The sequence below is a fragment of the Paractinoplanes atraurantiacus genome (genome assembly GCF_900215205.1).
Classification (GTDB): Bacteria; Actinomycetota; Actinomycetes; order Mycobacteriales; family Micromonosporaceae; genus Actinoplanes; species Actinoplanes atraurantiacus.
Genome location: NZ_OBDY01000025.1, coordinates 70,981 through 87,528, shown reverse-complemented (window position 1 = coordinate 87,528; position 16,548 = coordinate 70,981). Strand labels below are relative to the sequence as shown.

Sequence of the window (16,548 nt, the reverse complement as noted above, 5' to 3'; positions counted from 1 at the left end):
GATCGGGCACTCTTTACCCGTGACGACGCACGGTGAGGCGGTCGGTCCGTCGGCCCTGTCCGCCGTGTCCGACGCCACGCTTCCAACCTCCAGCGCGGTTTCCGCCGATGCCGCGGACCACTCTGATCGTACGGAACCCGTCGTGTCCCGTCAGCCACATCCGGAACCCGCCGCCTCCTCGGCCGACGAGCCGCCGGCCGTCGAGCTGCCTCCGGCTGTGGCGAAACTCGCAGCGGCCCTGGCCCGGCTGCGGGCCGCGATCGACGCCGCCGCGTACCCGTTGATCATGCCGTCGGCCGAGGACGCGAAGCGCGTCGGCGCGGCTCTCGTGGCCCAGCTCGACGACTATCTGCTCCCCCGGCTCACCCGCCTCGACGCGCCGCTGCTGGTGGTCGTCGGCGGCTCCACCGGCGCCGGCAAGTCGACACTGGTCAACAGCATCGTCCGGGCCCCGGTCAGCGCGGCCGGTGTGCTCCGCCCGACCACCCGCTCCCCGGTGCTGGTGAGCAACCCCGGCGACCAGCCCTGGTTCCAGCAGGGGCAGCTCCTGCCCGGCCTCGTGCGCACCCGCGAGTCGAGCACCGACGCGCGCACCCTCCAGCTCGTCTCGGCCCCCGGCCTCGGCGCCGGCCTGGCCTTCCTCGACGCCCCCGACATCGACTCGGTCGTCGACCTCAACCGCAAGCTGGCCGCGCAACTGCTCGCGGCGGCCGACCTGTGGCTGTTCGTCACCACGGCCGCGCGCTACGCCGACGCCGTGCCCTGGGAACTGCTGACCACCGCCCGCCTGCGCGGCACGGTGATCGCCCTGGTCCTCGACCGTGTGCCGCCCGAGGCGGCCGGCGAGGTCTCCACCCACCTGAGCGACATGCTGTCCGTGCGCGAGCTCGGCGGCGCCCCGCTGTTCGTGCTGCCCGAGACCCGGCTCGACGGTCAGGGTCTGATCCCCGAGGACGTGATCAAGCCTCTGCACGACTGGTTCGGCCAGCTCGCGGCCGACGCGACGGCCCGCGGCGCGGTCGTGCGCCAGACGCTCGACGGCGCCCTGACCGCGCTCGGCCCGGCCGTCGAGGGCCTGGCCGAGGCGGCCGAGGAGCAGACCCGCGCGGCCAAGGCGCTGAACGACCGGGTCGACGCCGCCTATCGCAACGCGCGGCAGACGATGACCGACGGCCTGCGTGACGGCCGGCTGCTGCGCGGCGAGGTGCTGGCCCGCTGGCAGGAGTTCGTCGGCACCGGCGAGTTCCTCAAGACGCTCGAGAACAAGGTCGGGCAGCTGCGCGACAAGCTCGTCTCGGCGCTCACCGGCCGCCCGCTGCCCGGCCGCAACCTCCAGGCCGCGCTCGAGTCCCAGCTGGTCACCCTGCTGCGCGCGATCGCGGCCGACGCCGCCGAGCAGGCGTACGCGGCCTGGCAGGCCCATCCGGCCGGCGCCGCCCTGCTCGAGCCCGGCCTCCAGCGCACCTCGGCCGACCTGCCCGAGAAGGCCGAGCGGCTGGTCCGCGACTGGCAGGAGTGGGTGCTCGGCCTGGTCCGCACCGAGGGCGCGGAGAAGAGAGTGGTCGCCCGCGGCGCGGCCTACGCGGTGAACGGTGCCGGCCTGGCCGTGATGATCGCCGTCTTCACCACCACCGCCTTCATCCCGACCGGGCTCGAGGTGGCCAGCGGCGCCGCCACCACGGTCGCCGCGCAGAAGGTGCTCGAGGCGATCTTCGGAGACCAGGCCATCCGTACGCTCGCCACGCAGGCCCGGGAAGACCTGATGATCCGCGTCGGCGAGCTGCTCGACCAGGAGGCGGCCCGGTTCAGCGAGCGCCTCACCGAGGCCGGGTTGTCCACCGACCCGGGCGCGGAGCTTCGCTCGGCCGCCGCCGAGGTGGAGGATGCCCGTAGGGAGCTCGCGCTGACCGGGAGCGCGTCATGAGCCTGGTGGAGAAGGTGCGAGGCGCACACAGCATGGACGACGGCCGCGTCGACCCCGACCGCCTGGTCCAGCGGCTCGAGGCGCTGGGCCGCTTCGTGCGGCTGGTCGACCCCTACCTGCCCGACAGCGAGCTGGTCGCGGCCCACACGCTGATCGAGCGCGCCGGCAACCGGCTGTCGCTGTCGCGCGACCACACCGTCGTCGCGCTCGCCGGCAGCACCGGCAGCGGCAAGTCCAGCCTGTTCAACGCGCTGGCCCGGCTCAAGCTGTCGCCGGTCGGCGTGCGCCGGCCGACCACCGGCGTCGCCCACGCCTGCGTGTGGGGCCCGCTGGAGCCGGCGAACAGGCTCCTCGACTGGGTTGGGGTGCTGCCGCGGCACCGCTTCATCCGGGAGAGCGCGCTCGACGGCGACGACGAGGCCGCCCTGCGCGGCCTGGTCCTGCTCGACCTGCCCGACTTCGACTCGGTCGAGCGCGGGCACCGGCTCGAGGTCGACCGCCTGCTCGGCCTGGTCGACCAGATCGTCTGGGTGGTCGACCCGCAGAAATACGGCGACCGCATCCTGCACCAGGCCTACCTCTCCCAGTTCCGCTCCCACGCCGACGTGACGGTCGTGGTGCTCAACCAGGCCGACCGGCTGTCCACCCAGGACACCGACCTGGTGCTGACCGACCTCAAGCGGCTGCTCGACGACGACGGCCTCGGCGGGGCGCCGGTGCTGGCCACCTCGGCCAAGCAGCCCGGCATGCTCGCCGACCTGCGCGCGGCCCTGGAGACCACGGTCGCGAGCAAGCAGGCCGCGCTGCGCCGGGTCGCCGCCGACGTCGACGCGGTCAGCACACCGCTGATGGCGATGATCGGCCCGCCGGCGGCCGAGGACGAGGTCGACCGGGCCACCGTCCGCCAGCTCACCGAGTCGCTCGCCGCCTCGGCCGGTGTGGGCGCGGCGGCCGACGCGGCCGCCGCCGCCTATCGGCATCGCGCCGCGGCCGCCACCGGCTGGCCGCTCGTGCGGGGCCTGCGCAAGCTGCGGCCCGACCCGCTCAAGCGGCTCCACATCGGCACCGAGACCGAGACCGACGCGGTCTCCACCGACATCGTGCCCCGCACGTCGCTGCCCGAGGCCGACGCCGCTCAGAAATCCGCGGTGGGTCTCTCGGTGCGCGCCGTCGCCACCCGCGCCGCCGCGCCACTGCCCGAAGTGTGGACACCGGCGCTGAACAACGCCGCCCGCTCCCGCGCGGCCGACCTGCCCGACGCGCTCGACCGCGCGGTCGGCAAGACGAAGCTGGGCATGGAGAAGACACCACTGTGGTGGCGCGCCGTCGGCGCGCTGCAACTGCTGCTGGTCGGTGCGGCCATCGTGGGGCTGGGCTGGCTGCTGGCCGGCTACGGGGTACGGATTCTCGGCCTGCCCGAGCTGAACAACCCCAAGCTCGGCGCGGTGCCGATGCCGACGGTTCTGCTGCTCGGCGGCCTGCTGGCCGGGGTTCTGCTGTGGCTGGTCCTCAAGCCGATCGTCGAATGGGGATCGCGGCGCGCCCGCAAGAAGGCCGAGCACCGACTACGCCAGTCGATCACCGAGGTCGCCCGGGAGTATGTGGTCGCGCCGGTGCGTGAGGTGCTCAACGCGTACGCACAAGCGCGTGAAGCTCTCACCGCAGTGCGCTCTGAATAACGCGTGTGGCGCCGGTCACGGGTACGCTCGCGACATGCCGGGACCTCAGACTCCGTACGAAGCGGTCCTGCACGCGGCCCGCGACGTGGCGAAGCTCGACTGCGCGCTGGACGCCGAGATGCTGGGCACCGCCCTGCTCGGCAGTGTCTACTCGGTCGCGGTCGAGGACAGGGCTTCGGCGGTGCGCGCCTTCGTGACCGACTTCCTGGCCGCCACCGCCCGCCGGCGCTCCGCCTCGGCCACCACGATCCGCGAGGTCTTCGCGGCGCTGGTGCCCGACGCGGAGGGCGCCGACCAGGTGCGGCGCGGCGCGCAGGCGCCGTCGTGGGTGGCGCAGCTGGGTCGCGTCCGGCCCACCGGGTGCTATGCCTACGGCGACGTGTACGGCGATCAGACGTCCTACCTGGTCACCTACGCCTATGAGGACATTGAGGACGGCGGGCCCGAGCACGCGGTCGTCGCCCTGGTCGACCACAACATCGGCATCACCAAGGACGTCTTCGTCGGCACGTCGGCCGAGCGGATCCTCGCCCAGGTCCGCCAGATGTGCGCCGACGACGAGCTGACCTGGTTCCGCGAGGAAGACCCGGGCCGGCTGCGCGGCGAGGTCAGCCGCCACCTCGAGATCACCGACGGGCTGAGCGACCTGCCCGCCGAGGGCTCACTCGCCACCGACCGGGCGCTGGCCGCGGCCCGGCTGGCGCTGCTGCCGCCGGCCACCACGCCGCCGCTCGACGAGGAGCCGCCGTCGGTGGGTCACGACCTGGTCCGCGACTTCCTGGCCTCGCCCGAGGCGGCCCGCTTCGGGCTCGACCGCATCACCGCCGACGACGAGCTGGCCTCGCTGCACTTCTGCATCAGCCTGATCCTCGACCACGCGGCGAGCCTGCCCGAGCCCGACCCGCTGCGCTGGAGCCCGGCCGTGGCCGGGTTGTTCCTGCTCGACTGGGTGCACCGGCGCGCGGTCCTCGACATGGACGACGCGGCGATGCTGCCGCGGGTGGCCCGCGCCTGGTCGGCCTACGCGACCCGGCGCCGCGACCTGCCCGAGTCGGCGGCCACACAGACCGACGAGGTGGTCGAGGAGATGATCCCCGAGTTCGCCCGGCTCTACGCGACGGGCGAGCGGCGCAGCCCCGCCACGGCGGCGGTGGCCCAGCTGATCTCCGAGGGTGTCGACCCGAACGACACCGACGCCATCGACGCCTGGATCGAGGCCAACCGCCACCGCCTGGACGGCAACTGACTACCGGCTGCCGGTGTGCTCCTCGGCGTGGTGCCGCCCGACCCGGGAGCTGCGCCGCTGCTCGGGGGTCTGGTCGTCGGCGTGGTGCAGGCTGCCGGCGCGGTGGGCGCCCCGGTAGGAGCGGTTCGCGATCTGGTTCTCCTCGGTGCGAGCCTCGGGGATCCGGCCGTGATAGCCGCCGCCGTTGGCGTAGCTGCGCTCGAGGATGCGGGTCGCGCGGATGTTGTGCGGACGTTCGGTCACTGCTGACCTCCGGTGACGGTTGACCTTCTTCTCGGGTGTCTTCACGCTGCGCTCGCAGCGACGATCGTGAGAGCGATCGGGCCGGCGGTGATGGGACGGCTCGTCCCCGCAGCGCCCTCGCTCATGGCACGCGGGCCGCTCATCGGGCACCTCAGGCAGCCCCGGCACATGCGGCTTCTCAGAATCGCCGGAATCATCCGCCCGCCCGACGCCATCCGCGTCGTCCTCGTCGTGGCTCGAAGGCTCGCCGCCGTCGTGGCCCGAAGGCTCGCGGCCGTCGTCGTCTGAAGGGTCGTCCCAGTCGCGGCCGGACGGCTCGTCGGCGGGCGGGTTGTTCGCCTGAGGCGGATCCTCGAGGTCAGGCTCTTCCGGCTCGTCGGGCACGGACGGCAGATTCGGCACCGCCGGGATGCCCAGCTGGACCGGCGCCTCGGGCCTCTTTCCCCCGGACCTCTCCTCACCGGCTGGGCGGTCGCCCGAGGGCGCGCTGCCGGACTGCGGGTGATCGTCCGACGAACCATCGGCGCGCGAGCGGCCGGCCGACGTACCGCCGCCACGCGAGCGGCCGGCCGATGAATCGTCGGCGCGCGAGCGATCGGTCGACGAGTCGTCGGGTGACTCCAGCGAAGGAAGGCCGGGCACGCGGGGCATTCCGGGCAGGGCGGCGAACGGCCGTGCCTGACCCCACGACTGGCGCTGGGCCAAGAGGAGGCCCAGGCGCTTCGCGGCATCGGCGGCCTGCTCGGCGCCCTTCGCCGCGGGCGACCGGTCCGCTCGCGAAGGTCCCACCGGCGACGGGCCGACCGAGGCGGAAGCGGACGGGCCGGCGGTGGATGGGGATACCGCTACGGGGCCGGGCCGGGCCGGTGGCAGCACCGGCACGTCCATGGTGTCGGTGCGGTCGCCGTTGATCTCGCTGGTTCCGGCGGTGATCGCGGCCAGCGTCGGTATCGACGCCAGCCCGACCAGAAGCGCCACGATCAGCACATAGCGGCGAGTGGGACCGGAGAAGCCGGTGTCGGCGCGGTAGACGCCGTTGAGACGCTTCCGCATCACCTTCATCGGTGGCACGAGGTCGTCGTCGCGCTGGTCCGGCACGTCCGGTCTCCTCCTCACAACCTGGCCACAGGCGTGTCACGAGCGGGTCGGCGGGTCCGGGGCTGCAATGATCAACATTGATTCGTCCCGGTTACCGGAGTGAACGACGCATGGGCATATCGGCAGCGGCGGAATCGGCCCGTTCGTACGGTAGTGACCGTACGAAAACCACTTAATAGGACAAATATGGGCACCGATGTGACGGCCGAATTTCCCAGTTGTGATCGACCTGACCTGTAACGGGGCTCACGTTCTCTGTCAGGATGGGGGCGACGGCACCGCCGCCGTCGCTTCGCTGACTGAGCGGGGCGGAGGTGGGGGCCGTCACTCCCCGGCGGGGTCTCGGCCCGCGCCGAAACGCTGCGCGGCAACCTCACCCGGGCCAGGCGCGGCGACCGAGGCGGTTCGCCGCGTGGACGGGCAACACCCGCCGCGGCGCTGACACGAAACAGGGAGACACGATGGCGAACGGCGAAAGCGAAGTCGGTGCTGACGCACCGGCAGGCGGCTTCGTCCAACTGCTCACCCCGGAGGGGGAGCGCGTCGACAGCGTCACGACCGCGGACGGCACGACGTACTCCGTCGACTTCACCGACGAGGAGTACCGCGGGCTCTACCGCGACCTGGTGACGGTCCGGCGGCTCGACAGCGAGGCGCTCGCTCTCCAGCGGCAGGGCGAGCTCGGCCTCTGGGCCAGCCTGCTCGGCCAGGAAGCGGCCCAGGTCGGCTCCGGCCGGGCCCTGCGCTCGCAGGACATGGCCTTCCCGACCTACCGCGAGCACGGCGTCCTCTACACCCGCGGGATCGACCCGATCATGCCATTCGGCTTGTTCCGGGGCGTCGACCAGGGTGGCTGGGACGCGAACGAGCACAAGTTCAACGGCTACACGATCGTGATCGGGGCGCAGACCCTGCACGCCACCGGTTACGCGATGGGCGTGACCATGGACGGCAAGACCGGCAGCCCCGACGGCGAGGCCGTGATCGCCTACTTCGGCGACGGCGCCACCAGCCAGGGCGAGGTCAACGAGGCGTTCGTCTGGTCGGGTGTCTTCAACGCACCCATCGTCTTCTTCTGCCAGAACAACCAGTACGCGATCTCCGAGCCGCTCGAGCGGCAGACCCGCATCCCGCTCTACCGCCGGGCCACCGGTTTCGGCTTCCCGGGCGTACGGATCGACGGCAACGACGTGCTGGCCAGCTACGCGGTCACCCGCTCGGCGCTCGACCGCGCCCGCCAGGGCGAGGGCCCGACGCTGATCGAGGCGTACACGTACCGGATGGGCGCACACACCAGCTCGGACGACCCGACGCGCTACCGAATCGCCAGCGAGGTCGAGTCGTGGAAGGCCAAGGACCCGATCTCCCGGCTCAAGGCCTTCCTGGCCAAGCAGAAGATCGGGGACGACGACTTCTTCGACGAGGTCGACGAGGCGGCCAAGCAGCTCGCCCTCGACCTGCGCGAGCGGGTGCTGGCGATGCCCGACCCGCAGCCGGTCACCATGTTCGACCACGTCTATCCGAACGGCTCGCCCGATCTCGACGAGCAGCGCCGGCAGTTCACCGACTACCAGGCTTCGTTCGAGGGGAGCGGGCACTGATGAGCGACAACATCACCCTCGGCAAGGCGCTCAACCACGGCCTGCGGCGCTCGCTGGAGGGCAACGCCAAGGTCGTCGTCATGGGCGAGGACGTCGGCAAGCTCGGCGGCGTCTTCCGGATCACCGACGGCCTGCAGAAAGACTTCGGCGAGGACCGGGTCATCGACACGCCGCTGGCCGAGGCCGGCATCGTGGGCACGGCGGTCGGCCTGGCGATCCGGGGATACCGCCCGGTGTGCGAGATCCAGTTCGACGGGTTCGTCTACCCCGCGTACAACCAGATCGTCACCCAGGTGGCGAAGATGTCGTACCGGTCGCGAGGCAAGGTCCGCCTGCCCATCGTGATCCGCATTCCGTTCGCCGGTGGCATCGGCGCGGTCGAGCACCACTCGGAGTCGCCGGAGGCGTACTTCGCGCACACTCCCGGCCTCAAGGTCGTGACCTGCTCGAACCCCGCGGACGCGTACACGATGATCCAGCAGGCGATCGCCTCCGACGACCCGGTCGTCTTCTTCGAGCCGAAGCGCCGCTACTGGGAGAAGGGCGACGTCGACCTCGCGGCCGACCTGTCGGGCGCCTACCCGCTGCACAAGTCGCGGGTGGTCCGGCCGGGAACGGACGCGACCGTCATCGCGTACGGCCCGATGGTCCGCACCGCTCTCGACGCGGCCGCCGCCGCGGCCGAGGACGGCCGCAACCTCGAGGTCATCGACCTGCGGTCGCTCTCGCCGATCGACTACGAGCCGGTGTACGAGTCGGTGAAGCGCACCGGCCGCGCGGTCGTCGTGCACGAGGCGCCCGGCAACATCGGCCTCGGCGCCGAGATCGCGGCCCGGGTCACCGAGCACTGCTTCTACTCGCTCGAGGCCCCGGTGCTGCGGGTGACCGGCTACGACATCCCGTACCCGGCGGCGCGGGTCGAGGAGGAATACCTCCCCGACCTCGACCGGGTCCTGGACGCCGTCGACCGTTCGTTCGGCTGGTGACGCCGATGTCCCGGATCAAGGAGTTCCCCCTGCCCGACCTGGGCGAGGGCCTCACCGAGGGCGAGATCCTGTCCTGGCTGGTCAAGGTCGGCGACACGATCGAGCTCAACCAGCCGATCGTCGAGGTCGAGACGGCCAAGGCGGCGGTGGAGATCCCGGCCAAATGGGGCGGCGTGGTCGCCCGCATCTTCTTCGAGGCCGGCACGACGGTCGAGGTGGGCGCGCCGATCATCGCGATCGACACCGACCCGTCGGCCGGTCCGCTGCCCGACTTCGACGGCCCGGTGCCGTCGGCCGAGTCCCTCGCGGCGGTGCAGATCGCGCCGGCCGAGGGTGCCGTCGAGCCGGGCATGGCCGGCAGTCCGGCGCCCAACGCCGGGCGCACGCCGGTCCTCGTCGGTTACGGACCAAAGACAACAGCGGCAAAGCGACGACCCCGATTGGGTGGTACGCCCGTAGCGGCGCCGCCCATCGCAGAGACGCCGCCCCCGCCTCCCGCGCCGGTGCCTGCCCCCAATCCCAAGCCGGCTCCGGGCGTGCGGACGGCCGGTCCGGTGCTGGCCAAGCCGCCGGTGCGCAAGCTCGCCCGCGATCTCGGTGTCGACCTCACCGCGATCACCGGGACCGGGCCGCTGGGTTCGGTCAGTCGTGACGACGTACACCAAGCCGCGTCAGCGCGACAGCAAGCAGCGACCGCGGCACCCAGCGTGACCACCGCTCGGGCCGCGGCGGTCTTCGACGCGTCCCGCGAGCAGCGCGTCCCGATCAAGGGCGTGCGGAAGCTCACCGCGGAGAACATGGTGGCGTCGGCCTTCACGGCGCCGCACGTCACCGAGTTCCTCACGATCGACGTGACGCGGTCGATGAAGGCGCTCGAGAAGATCAAGGGCCGGCGCGAGTTCCGCGACGTCCGGATCTCGCCGTTGCTGCTGGTGGCGAAGGCGGTGCTGCTCGCCGTCAAGCGTCACCCGATGGTCAACTCGACCTGGTCGGGCGCGACGAACGAGATCGTCGTCAAGGAGTACGTGAACCTCGGCATCGCGTCGGCCACCGAGCGCGGCCTGATCGTTCCCAACATCAAGGACGCCGGGCGTCTCACGTTGCGGGAGCTGGCCGAGGCGTTGAACACGTTGGTCCAGGTCGCAAGATCCGGCAAGACGCCTCCTTCCGACATGTCGGGCGGCACGCTCTCGATCACCAATGTCGGGGTGTTCGGCGTCGACACCGGCACGCCGATCCTGCCGCCGGGCGAGTCGGCGATCCTGGCCTTCGGCGCGATCAAGCCGATGCCCTGGGTGCACAAGGGCAAGGTCAAGCCGCGCCAGGTCACGACCCTGTCGCTCTCGTTCGACCATCGGATCATCGACGGCGAGCTGGGCTCGAAGTTCCTCCGCGACATCGGTGACTTCCTCACCGACCCCGAGGGGGCGCTACTCTCCTGGAGCTAGGCACACCGAAGATGCGTAGGCAACTGGTTTTCTTGACCTACGATCGTTAGGCACGTGCGCAACGTCACCCCCTAAATCGATGGCAGCTCGTCTCGGTAAGTAGCACAATGGAGCTACCGAGACGAGCACCACGATGTGGCCGGATGATCCCGGCACAAGCAAGGGAAGTGACTTAGCAATGAGCATCGCCGACCGCCTCCGCCGGCGCCGGATGATCAACCGCGAGAACCGTGCCATCGACCGTGCGTGGATGAGCGCACCCACCCAGTCGATGCGCGATGAGATCGCTCTCATGGCCCAGCGCCGCAACTTCTGACCCCACGGCGCCACGGCCCGCCCGGATTCACTCCGGACGGGCCGTTTGCATTTTCACGTCACGCTTAAAGATCTCCGATCGGTCCCCTTCCGGACGTACACCGGGATTCCTCAGGCCGCCCTCGCCCGGTACGGTTGGGCACGGCCAACGAGCCGGCTCGGCCGGTCGGCACGGGGGCCGGGGTTCACGGCCTTGTTTTTTGGCCCGGGAATCCCGCACGGCCTGGCCTCAGAGCTGGGCACGGTCTCCGGCGCCCGCCGGTGGGCCGCGTCCGTGCAAAGCCCGGCACGGCCGAAATGTATGAGGAGGCGCTCATGACGTCCGAGGGGCATTACGCCGGTTCGCGACCGGCCGAGGCCACGTCGGGCGGACCCACGTCGGACGGTTTCCCGCCGGACACCGACAGTCAGCGAGCTGCGGGCCGAGCGTCCGCCCAGCCGCCCGCCGACGGTTTCCCCAGCTCGTACGGCCCGCCCCCGCAGGCCACGCCGAACGGCGGCTCGCCGTTCGTGGTGCCCGCGGTCTCCTCCTTCGGTGCTTCCGCCGGCTCCGGCGGGACTCCCTATGGCTCGGCCCGCGAGCCGCAGCCCGAGGAAGGTGGCGCGTTGCCGCAGCGTGGGGGCGCTTCGCCTTACGGATCGGTCACACCCGGCGACTCGGCGTGGGCGCCTCAGGTGCGCTCCACCCCCGACTCCGAGGGTCAGTTCGTCCAGCGCCAGGGCGCCCCGCTCCCGCAGCGGAACGCGAACCCGGCCGGCACCGTGGACAGCTTCGAGGGTTTCAACGGCTTCGCCGCCGGCCAATCCAGCCGTGACCAGTCCAGCCCTGACCAGGGCTCGGGCGAGCCGGTCGACCCGTCCACCGGGCGGCCGCCCGGTATCTCGGCCTTCGACAACCAGCGCGTGCGCGTGCCCGGCGCGACCCTGACCGGCCTGCCCGACGCTCCGCCGCCGACGCGCCCGACAGGGGCGCCCGAGGCCCCGCAGGCCGCCGCCCCGGCGGCTCCGCCCCAGGCCCAGCCCCCGGCCGCGGCCGACCCGGCCGGCGGGTTCCCGCTGCGCGGCGCCGGCGGTGGCGGCTCCGCGTTCCCGACCCGCGGTGGCGGCAGCGGCGGTTTCCCGCTGCGCGGCAGCCAGGAGCCCGAGGCACCGTCGGCCGTCCCCCAGCAGGGCGGCGAGCTGCCCATCCGCACCCAGGCCCCCAGCGGCGAGCTGCCGATCCGCGGCGGTTCCCCGTCCGGCCCCGACGGCCCGCCGTCCGGCGGCTTCAGCGCGTTCGGCGGCGGGGCTGCCCCGTCGTCTTCACAGGAAGAGATCCCGCCGCACCCCTACCGGTCCGAGCCCTTCGCCGACCCGTTCGGCCGCTCGGGCTCCGACCTGCCCGGCCGCGCCCCCGCGGGTTCTGACCTGCCCAGCCGCGCTGCTGCCGGCTCCGACCTGCCCAGCCGCGGCCCCGCGGGTTCTGACCTGCCCGGCCGCGCGCCCGCCGGTTCCGATCTGCCCAGCCGTGCTTCCGGTGGTGCCGGCCCGGCGCTGCCCGACCCGTTCGGCCGCAGCAGCCAGGGCGACCAGCCGGCCGCCGCGGCTTACGGATCGGCCCAGCCCGACTCGCCGTACGGCGCCCAGCCGGACTCGCCGTTCGGATCGGCCCAGCCCGACTCGCCTTACGGTGCCCAGCCAAACTCGCCGTTCGGATCGCCCCAGTCCGAGTCGCCTTACGGAGGATCGCCTCAGTCCGAGTCGCCTTACGGAGGATCGGCCCAGGCCGACTCGCCGTATGGATCAGCTCAGCCCGAGTCGCCTTACGGATCGGCCCAGCCCGAGTCGCCTTACGGATCGGGTCAGCCGGCCGGCGCTTCCGCTTACGGTTCCGCGCGCCCGGCCCCGTTCGGTGAGGGCTCGGCCGAGGAGAGTTCCGGCGCGCAGCCGGCCACCGGCACCTACGGCTCGGCCCGCCCGTTCGACCAGGCCGGCGCCGAGTCGCCGTATGGCGCGCCCGCGCGGCCCGAGGCTCCGGCCTACAACTCCGGGTTCGGCAACGGCCCCTCCGGCAACGGTCCCTCTGGGACCGCTTCGCCCGGTGACAGCCCGTTCGGCAACGCTTCGTCCGGCAACGCTTCGTCCGGCAACAGCCCGTTCGGCAACGCTTCGTCCGGTAACAGCCCGTTCGGCGATGGTCCGTCCGGTAGCGGTCCGTCCGGCGACGGTCCGTTCGGCAACGGTTCCTCCGGTGACGGTCCTTCAGGTGACGGTCCCTCCGGTGACGCGCCCGACCACCACGCTCCCTACCGGCGTCCCGAGCCGGCCGGCGACAGCCCGAGCGGATATCCGCAGCGGGTTCCCGGCGCGGCCCTCGGCGCCCTGACCGGCTCCGACAACCGCAACGGATCGGTGCCGCAGCCGCGCGACCCGTCCGAGGTGCAGCCCGGCTCCGCCTCCGTCAACCCCGCCTCCGGCTCACCTTCGGCCGGCGCGGCGGGCTCGGCCGCGGTCGGATCGGCCCGGCCGGTCACGGCCAGCGCCTCGGTGCCCACGACGAACCGGGTCGCCCCGGTCGAGGCCACCGAGCTGCCGCCGCAGTCGTCCAGCCCGCAGGCACGGGTCTACGGTCGCCCGGCGCCGGCCGAGACCGACCAGGAGGAGGCCTCTTCGGCTCCTTCCCCGAACTTCTCGGCCCCGGCCCAGGAGTTCCAGCCGGCCGCCGACTTCAGCGAGCCGACGGGCATGTTCACCGCACGCCCCGACGAGGGCTTCGGCCAACAGCAGGACGAGCCGGGCACGCCCGGTGTCGCCCCGCAGTCCCCGGCCCGGGCCAGCGCCCGAGTCTCGCCCGCCGGTGCCCCCGCGGCCCCGCCGGAGACCTACGGAACGCCTGCCGGCTCGGAGAGTTCTCCGTTCGGCGGTTCCACCTACGGCTCGCCTTCCAGCGGCGCCCCCGCCGGCGGCTCCCCGTTCGGCACCACCCCGGAGCAGCCCTCGAGCGGCTCGCCCTACGGCACCCCGCCCGGCACCCCTGCCGGCGCCGCAACGTACGGCACCCCGCCCGGCTCCCCCGCGAGCGCCGCGACCTACGGCACGCCTCCTGGCTCGCCCGCCGGCGCCTCGCCCTACGGCCAGCCCGGCGACTCCCCGTTCGGCCAGCAGGGCGACGCCGCTTTCGGCCAGCAGGGCAATTCTCCGTACGGCCAGCAGAATGACTCCCCGTTCGGCGCCCAGGGCGACTCTTCGCACGGCCAGCAGAGCGATTCCCCGTACGGCCAGCAGAATGACTCCCCGTTCGGCGCTCAAGGCGACTCTGCCTTCGGCCAGCAGGGCGACTCCCCGTACGGCAAGCAAAGCGACTCGCCCTTCGGCGCGCCCGCCGGATCGGCCTTCGGACCGCGGCCGGGTGACTCGCCGAACGGTGCCTCGCCGTTCGGGCCGCGGCCCGGTGAGCAGGCCAACAGCACCTCCCCGTTCGGCGCCCGGCCCGACCAGTTCAACGAGATGACCACCGACGTGGCCGGCCGCGAGCAGCAGCCGTACGTGCCCGCGCCCGCACTGCCGCCGATGCCCCCGGGCATCAACGGCTTCGGTGGGCCGAACGGTGGCCAGCCGGGCGGCTTCGTGCCGGGCAGCGGGCCCGACACGAGCGGCGGCTTCGGACCCGAGACCAGCGGCGGCTTCGGCAGCGCGGCGAGCCGGGCCACGGTGACCCCGCCCAGCCCGAACGACACCACCAGCTGGCCGGGACCCGACTCCGAGCAGGGCAAGTTCGACAGCTTCAAGCCGGACGCACCGGCCGCGAAGCCGGAGACCCCGCACGTACGGGTCTTCCCGATCCTGCTCGCCGTCGTGCTCGGCGCGATCGTGCTCCTCGGTGTCGTCTTCGGCCTGGTGTTCCTGGTCGCCGGCGGCAAGGACGAGGCCGCCATGAAGACCGGCGACTGCGTCAAGCAGGACGGCACGGCCGCGGTCAAGGTCGACTGCGGTGGCAGCGGCACGTTCCAGGTCGTCTCCATCGTGGACGACAAGGCCCAGTGCTCCGACCCGGCCAACCCGTCGGTGCTCACCACCACGGGCGACGGCAAGTCGCAGGTCCTCTGCCTGAAGCCCAACAAGTGACCGCCTTGTCATCCTGACCACCTTCGTGCCGTGCCGGCGATGCCGGTGCGGCACGATGGTCGGATGACTGGACGTGTGCGGGCGCCGGAGCTCCGGGGCCGAGGCTGGCTGAACACCGGCGGCCGGGATGTGACCCTCGCCGATCTCCGCGGCAAGATCGTCATTCTGGACTTCTGGACTTTCTGCTGCATCAACTGCCTGCACGTGCTCGACGAGTTGCGGCCGCTCGAGCAGAAGTACGGCGACGCCCTCGTCGTGATCGGCGTCCACTCGCCGAAGTTCGAGCACGAGCGCGACCCGAAGGCGCTGGCCGCCGCCGTGGAGCGCTACGGCGTGCACCACCCGGTCGTCGACGACGGCGACATGCACCTCTGGCAGCAGTACGCGGCCAAGGCCTGGCCCACCATCGCGGTGGTCGACCCGACCGGATACCTGGTCGCCTCGATGGCCGGCGAGGGTCACGCCGAGGGCCTCTCCCGCCTGATCGACGAGCTGATCGCCAAGCACACCGCCGACGGCACCCTGCACCGCGGCGACGGCCCGTACGTGCCGCCGCCCGCGCCCGACACGCTGCTGCGTTTCCCCGGCAAGGCGATCGAGCTGGCCAACGGAAACCTGCTGGTCAGCGACTCCACCGGCCATTCGGTGGCCGAGGTCGAGGCGGACGGCGAGACGCTCGTACGCCGGTTCGGGCCGTTCAACGAGCCGCAGGGCCTGCTGCTTCTGCCGTCCGACGTCGCCGCCACCGCCGGCTACGATGTGGTCATCGCCGATACGGTGAACCACCAACTGCGCGGTCTGCGCCTGTCCGATGGCGAGATCACCCTGGTCGCCGGCTCCGGCCGCCCGTGGCGTTCGGCCGTCGACGAGCACCCGCACGACGCGCTCGCCGCCGACCTGTCCTCACCGTGGGATCTCGCCTGGTTCGACGACAAGGTCATCATCGCGATGGCCGGCATCCACCAGCTCTGGTGGTTCGACCCGATCAAGCGCACGGTCGGCGTCTACGCCGGCACGACGGTCGAGTCGCTGCGCGACGGCCCGATCCCCGACGTCTGGATGGCCCAGCCGTCCGGCCTGTCGGTCGGCGGCGACCGCCTGTGGATCGCCGACAGCGAGACCTCGGCCGTGCGCTACATCGAGGCCGGCGTCATGCACACCGCCGTCGGCCAGGGCCTGTTCGACTTCGGCCATGTGGACGGCCCGGCCAAGGAGGCCCTGCTCCAGCATCCGCTGGGCGTGGCCGCACTGTCCGACGGCTCGGTCCTGATCGCCGACACCTACAACGGCGCGATCCGCCGCTACGACCCCGCCACCGAGACGGTCTCGACCGTCGACTCCGGCCTGGCCGAGCCCAGCGACGTGCTGGTCACCTCGACCGGCGACGTGATCGTGGTCGAGTCGGCCGCCCACCGCCTGACCCACCTGGCCCCCGGCGCCGTGCAGAGCGTGGCCGGCGAGCGTCACCGCACCGAGCGCCCGCCGTCACCGGTGGCCCCCGGCGCCCTCACCCTGGACGTGATCTTCACACCGGCTCCCGGTCAGAAGCTCGACACCCAGTTCGGCCCGTCGACGCGCCTGGAGGTCTCGGCCTCCCCACCGGAGCTGCTGCTCTCCGGCGCCGGCGTGACCACCGACCTGTCCCGCCCGCTGGTCATCAACCCCGACATCCCGAAGGGCATTCTGCAGGTAGTGGCCCAGGCCGCCACCTGTGACGTCGACGTCGAGTTCGCCGCCTGCCACTTGACCCGCCAGGACTGGGGCGTCCCCGTGGTGGTCACCGCCGACGGCCCCGACCGCCTCCCCTTGATCCTGCGAGGCCTGGACGAGTCCTAGACCCCGCCCTCCCAAGGGGGCCCCCGTCCTACACAGCCATCCTCCCGAAAAGCCGAGGATCGCGCGGG

General features: G+C 72.4%; 10 protein-coding genes. 9 read left to right on the top strand and 1 reads right to left on the bottom strand.

Annotation, left to right across the window (positions count from 1 at the left end; translation table 11 throughout):
• Positions 1–286: 286 nt before the first annotated feature.
• From CRP55_RS38455 to CRP55_RS38445, 3 genes are read left to right on the top strand one after another with little or no spacing between them, the layout of a single operon-like run.
• Complete coding sequence (locus CRP55_RS38455; RefSeq protein ID WP_245923640.1) at positions 287–1,924, top strand: GTPase domain-containing protein; 1,638 nt, start codon at positions 287–289, stop codon at positions 1,922–1,924.
• Positions 1,921–3,603, top strand: a complete 1,683-nt coding sequence (locus CRP55_RS38450; RefSeq protein WP_097326927.1) for a GTPase — start codon at positions 1,921–1,923, stop codon at positions 3,601–3,603. The genes CRP55_RS38455 and CRP55_RS38450 overlap by 4 nt, the downstream gene beginning before the upstream one ends.
• 34 nt (positions 3,604–3,637) lie before the next feature.
• The gene (locus tag CRP55_RS38445) at positions 3,638–4,849 is read left to right on the top strand and encodes a hypothetical protein (protein ID WP_097326926.1); all 1,212 of its coding nucleotides are present in this window, start codon (positions 3,638–3,640) and stop codon (positions 4,847–4,849) included.
• Here CRP55_RS38445 and CRP55_RS38440 read toward each other — a convergent pair whose 3' ends face one another.
• Positions 4,850–6,190, bottom strand: coding sequence for a hypothetical protein (locus tag CRP55_RS38440; protein WP_097326925.1), 1,341 nt, complete (start codon positions 6,188–6,190; stop codon positions 4,850–4,852).
• Positions 6,191–6,651: 461 nt separating this feature from the next.
• On the opposite strand from CRP55_RS38440, the gene pdhA reads away from it, so the two are divergent.
• The 6 genes from pdhA (at position 6,652) to CRP55_RS38415 (ending at position 16,480) form a co-directional block, all read left to right on the top strand.
• Positions 6,652–7,791 carry a pyruvate dehydrogenase (acetyl-transferring) E1 component subunit alpha gene (gene pdhA, locus CRP55_RS38435; RefSeq protein ID WP_097326924.1) on the top strand — a complete coding sequence of 380 codons (1,140 nt, stop codon included), beginning with the start codon at positions 6,652–6,654 and terminating at the stop codon, positions 7,789–7,791.
• Positions 7,791–8,777: an alpha-ketoacid dehydrogenase subunit beta gene (locus CRP55_RS38430; RefSeq protein ID WP_097326923.1), complete on the top strand. Its 987-nt coding sequence runs from the start codon at positions 7,791–7,793 to the stop codon at positions 8,775–8,777. Before pdhA ends, CRP55_RS38430 begins: the two co-directional genes overlap by 1 nt.
• Before the next feature lie 5 nt (positions 8,778–8,782).
• Positions 8,783–10,225 carry a dihydrolipoamide acetyltransferase family protein gene (locus CRP55_RS38425; RefSeq protein WP_097326922.1) on the top strand — a complete coding sequence of 481 codons (1,443 nt, stop codon included), beginning with the start codon at positions 8,783–8,785 and terminating at the stop codon, positions 10,223–10,225.
• Between the two features lie 178 nt (positions 10,226–10,403).
• The gene (locus CRP55_RS53530; protein WP_179855508.1) at positions 10,404–10,541 is read left to right on the top strand and encodes a hypothetical protein; all 138 of its coding nucleotides are present in this window, start codon (positions 10,404–10,406) and stop codon (positions 10,539–10,541) included.
• Between the two features lie 314 nt (positions 10,542–10,855).
• On the top strand, positions 10,856–14,644 hold the full coding sequence (locus tag CRP55_RS38420; protein ID WP_143235215.1) for an LppU/SCO3897 family protein: 3,789 nt from the start codon (positions 10,856–10,858) through the stop codon (positions 14,642–14,644).
• A 63-nt stretch (positions 14,645–14,707) separates the two neighbouring features.
• Positions 14,708–16,480, top strand: coding sequence for an NHL domain-containing thioredoxin family protein (locus CRP55_RS38415; protein ID WP_097326992.1), 1,773 nt, complete (start codon positions 14,708–14,710; stop codon positions 16,478–16,480).
• Positions 16,481–16,548: the final 68 nt, after the last annotated feature.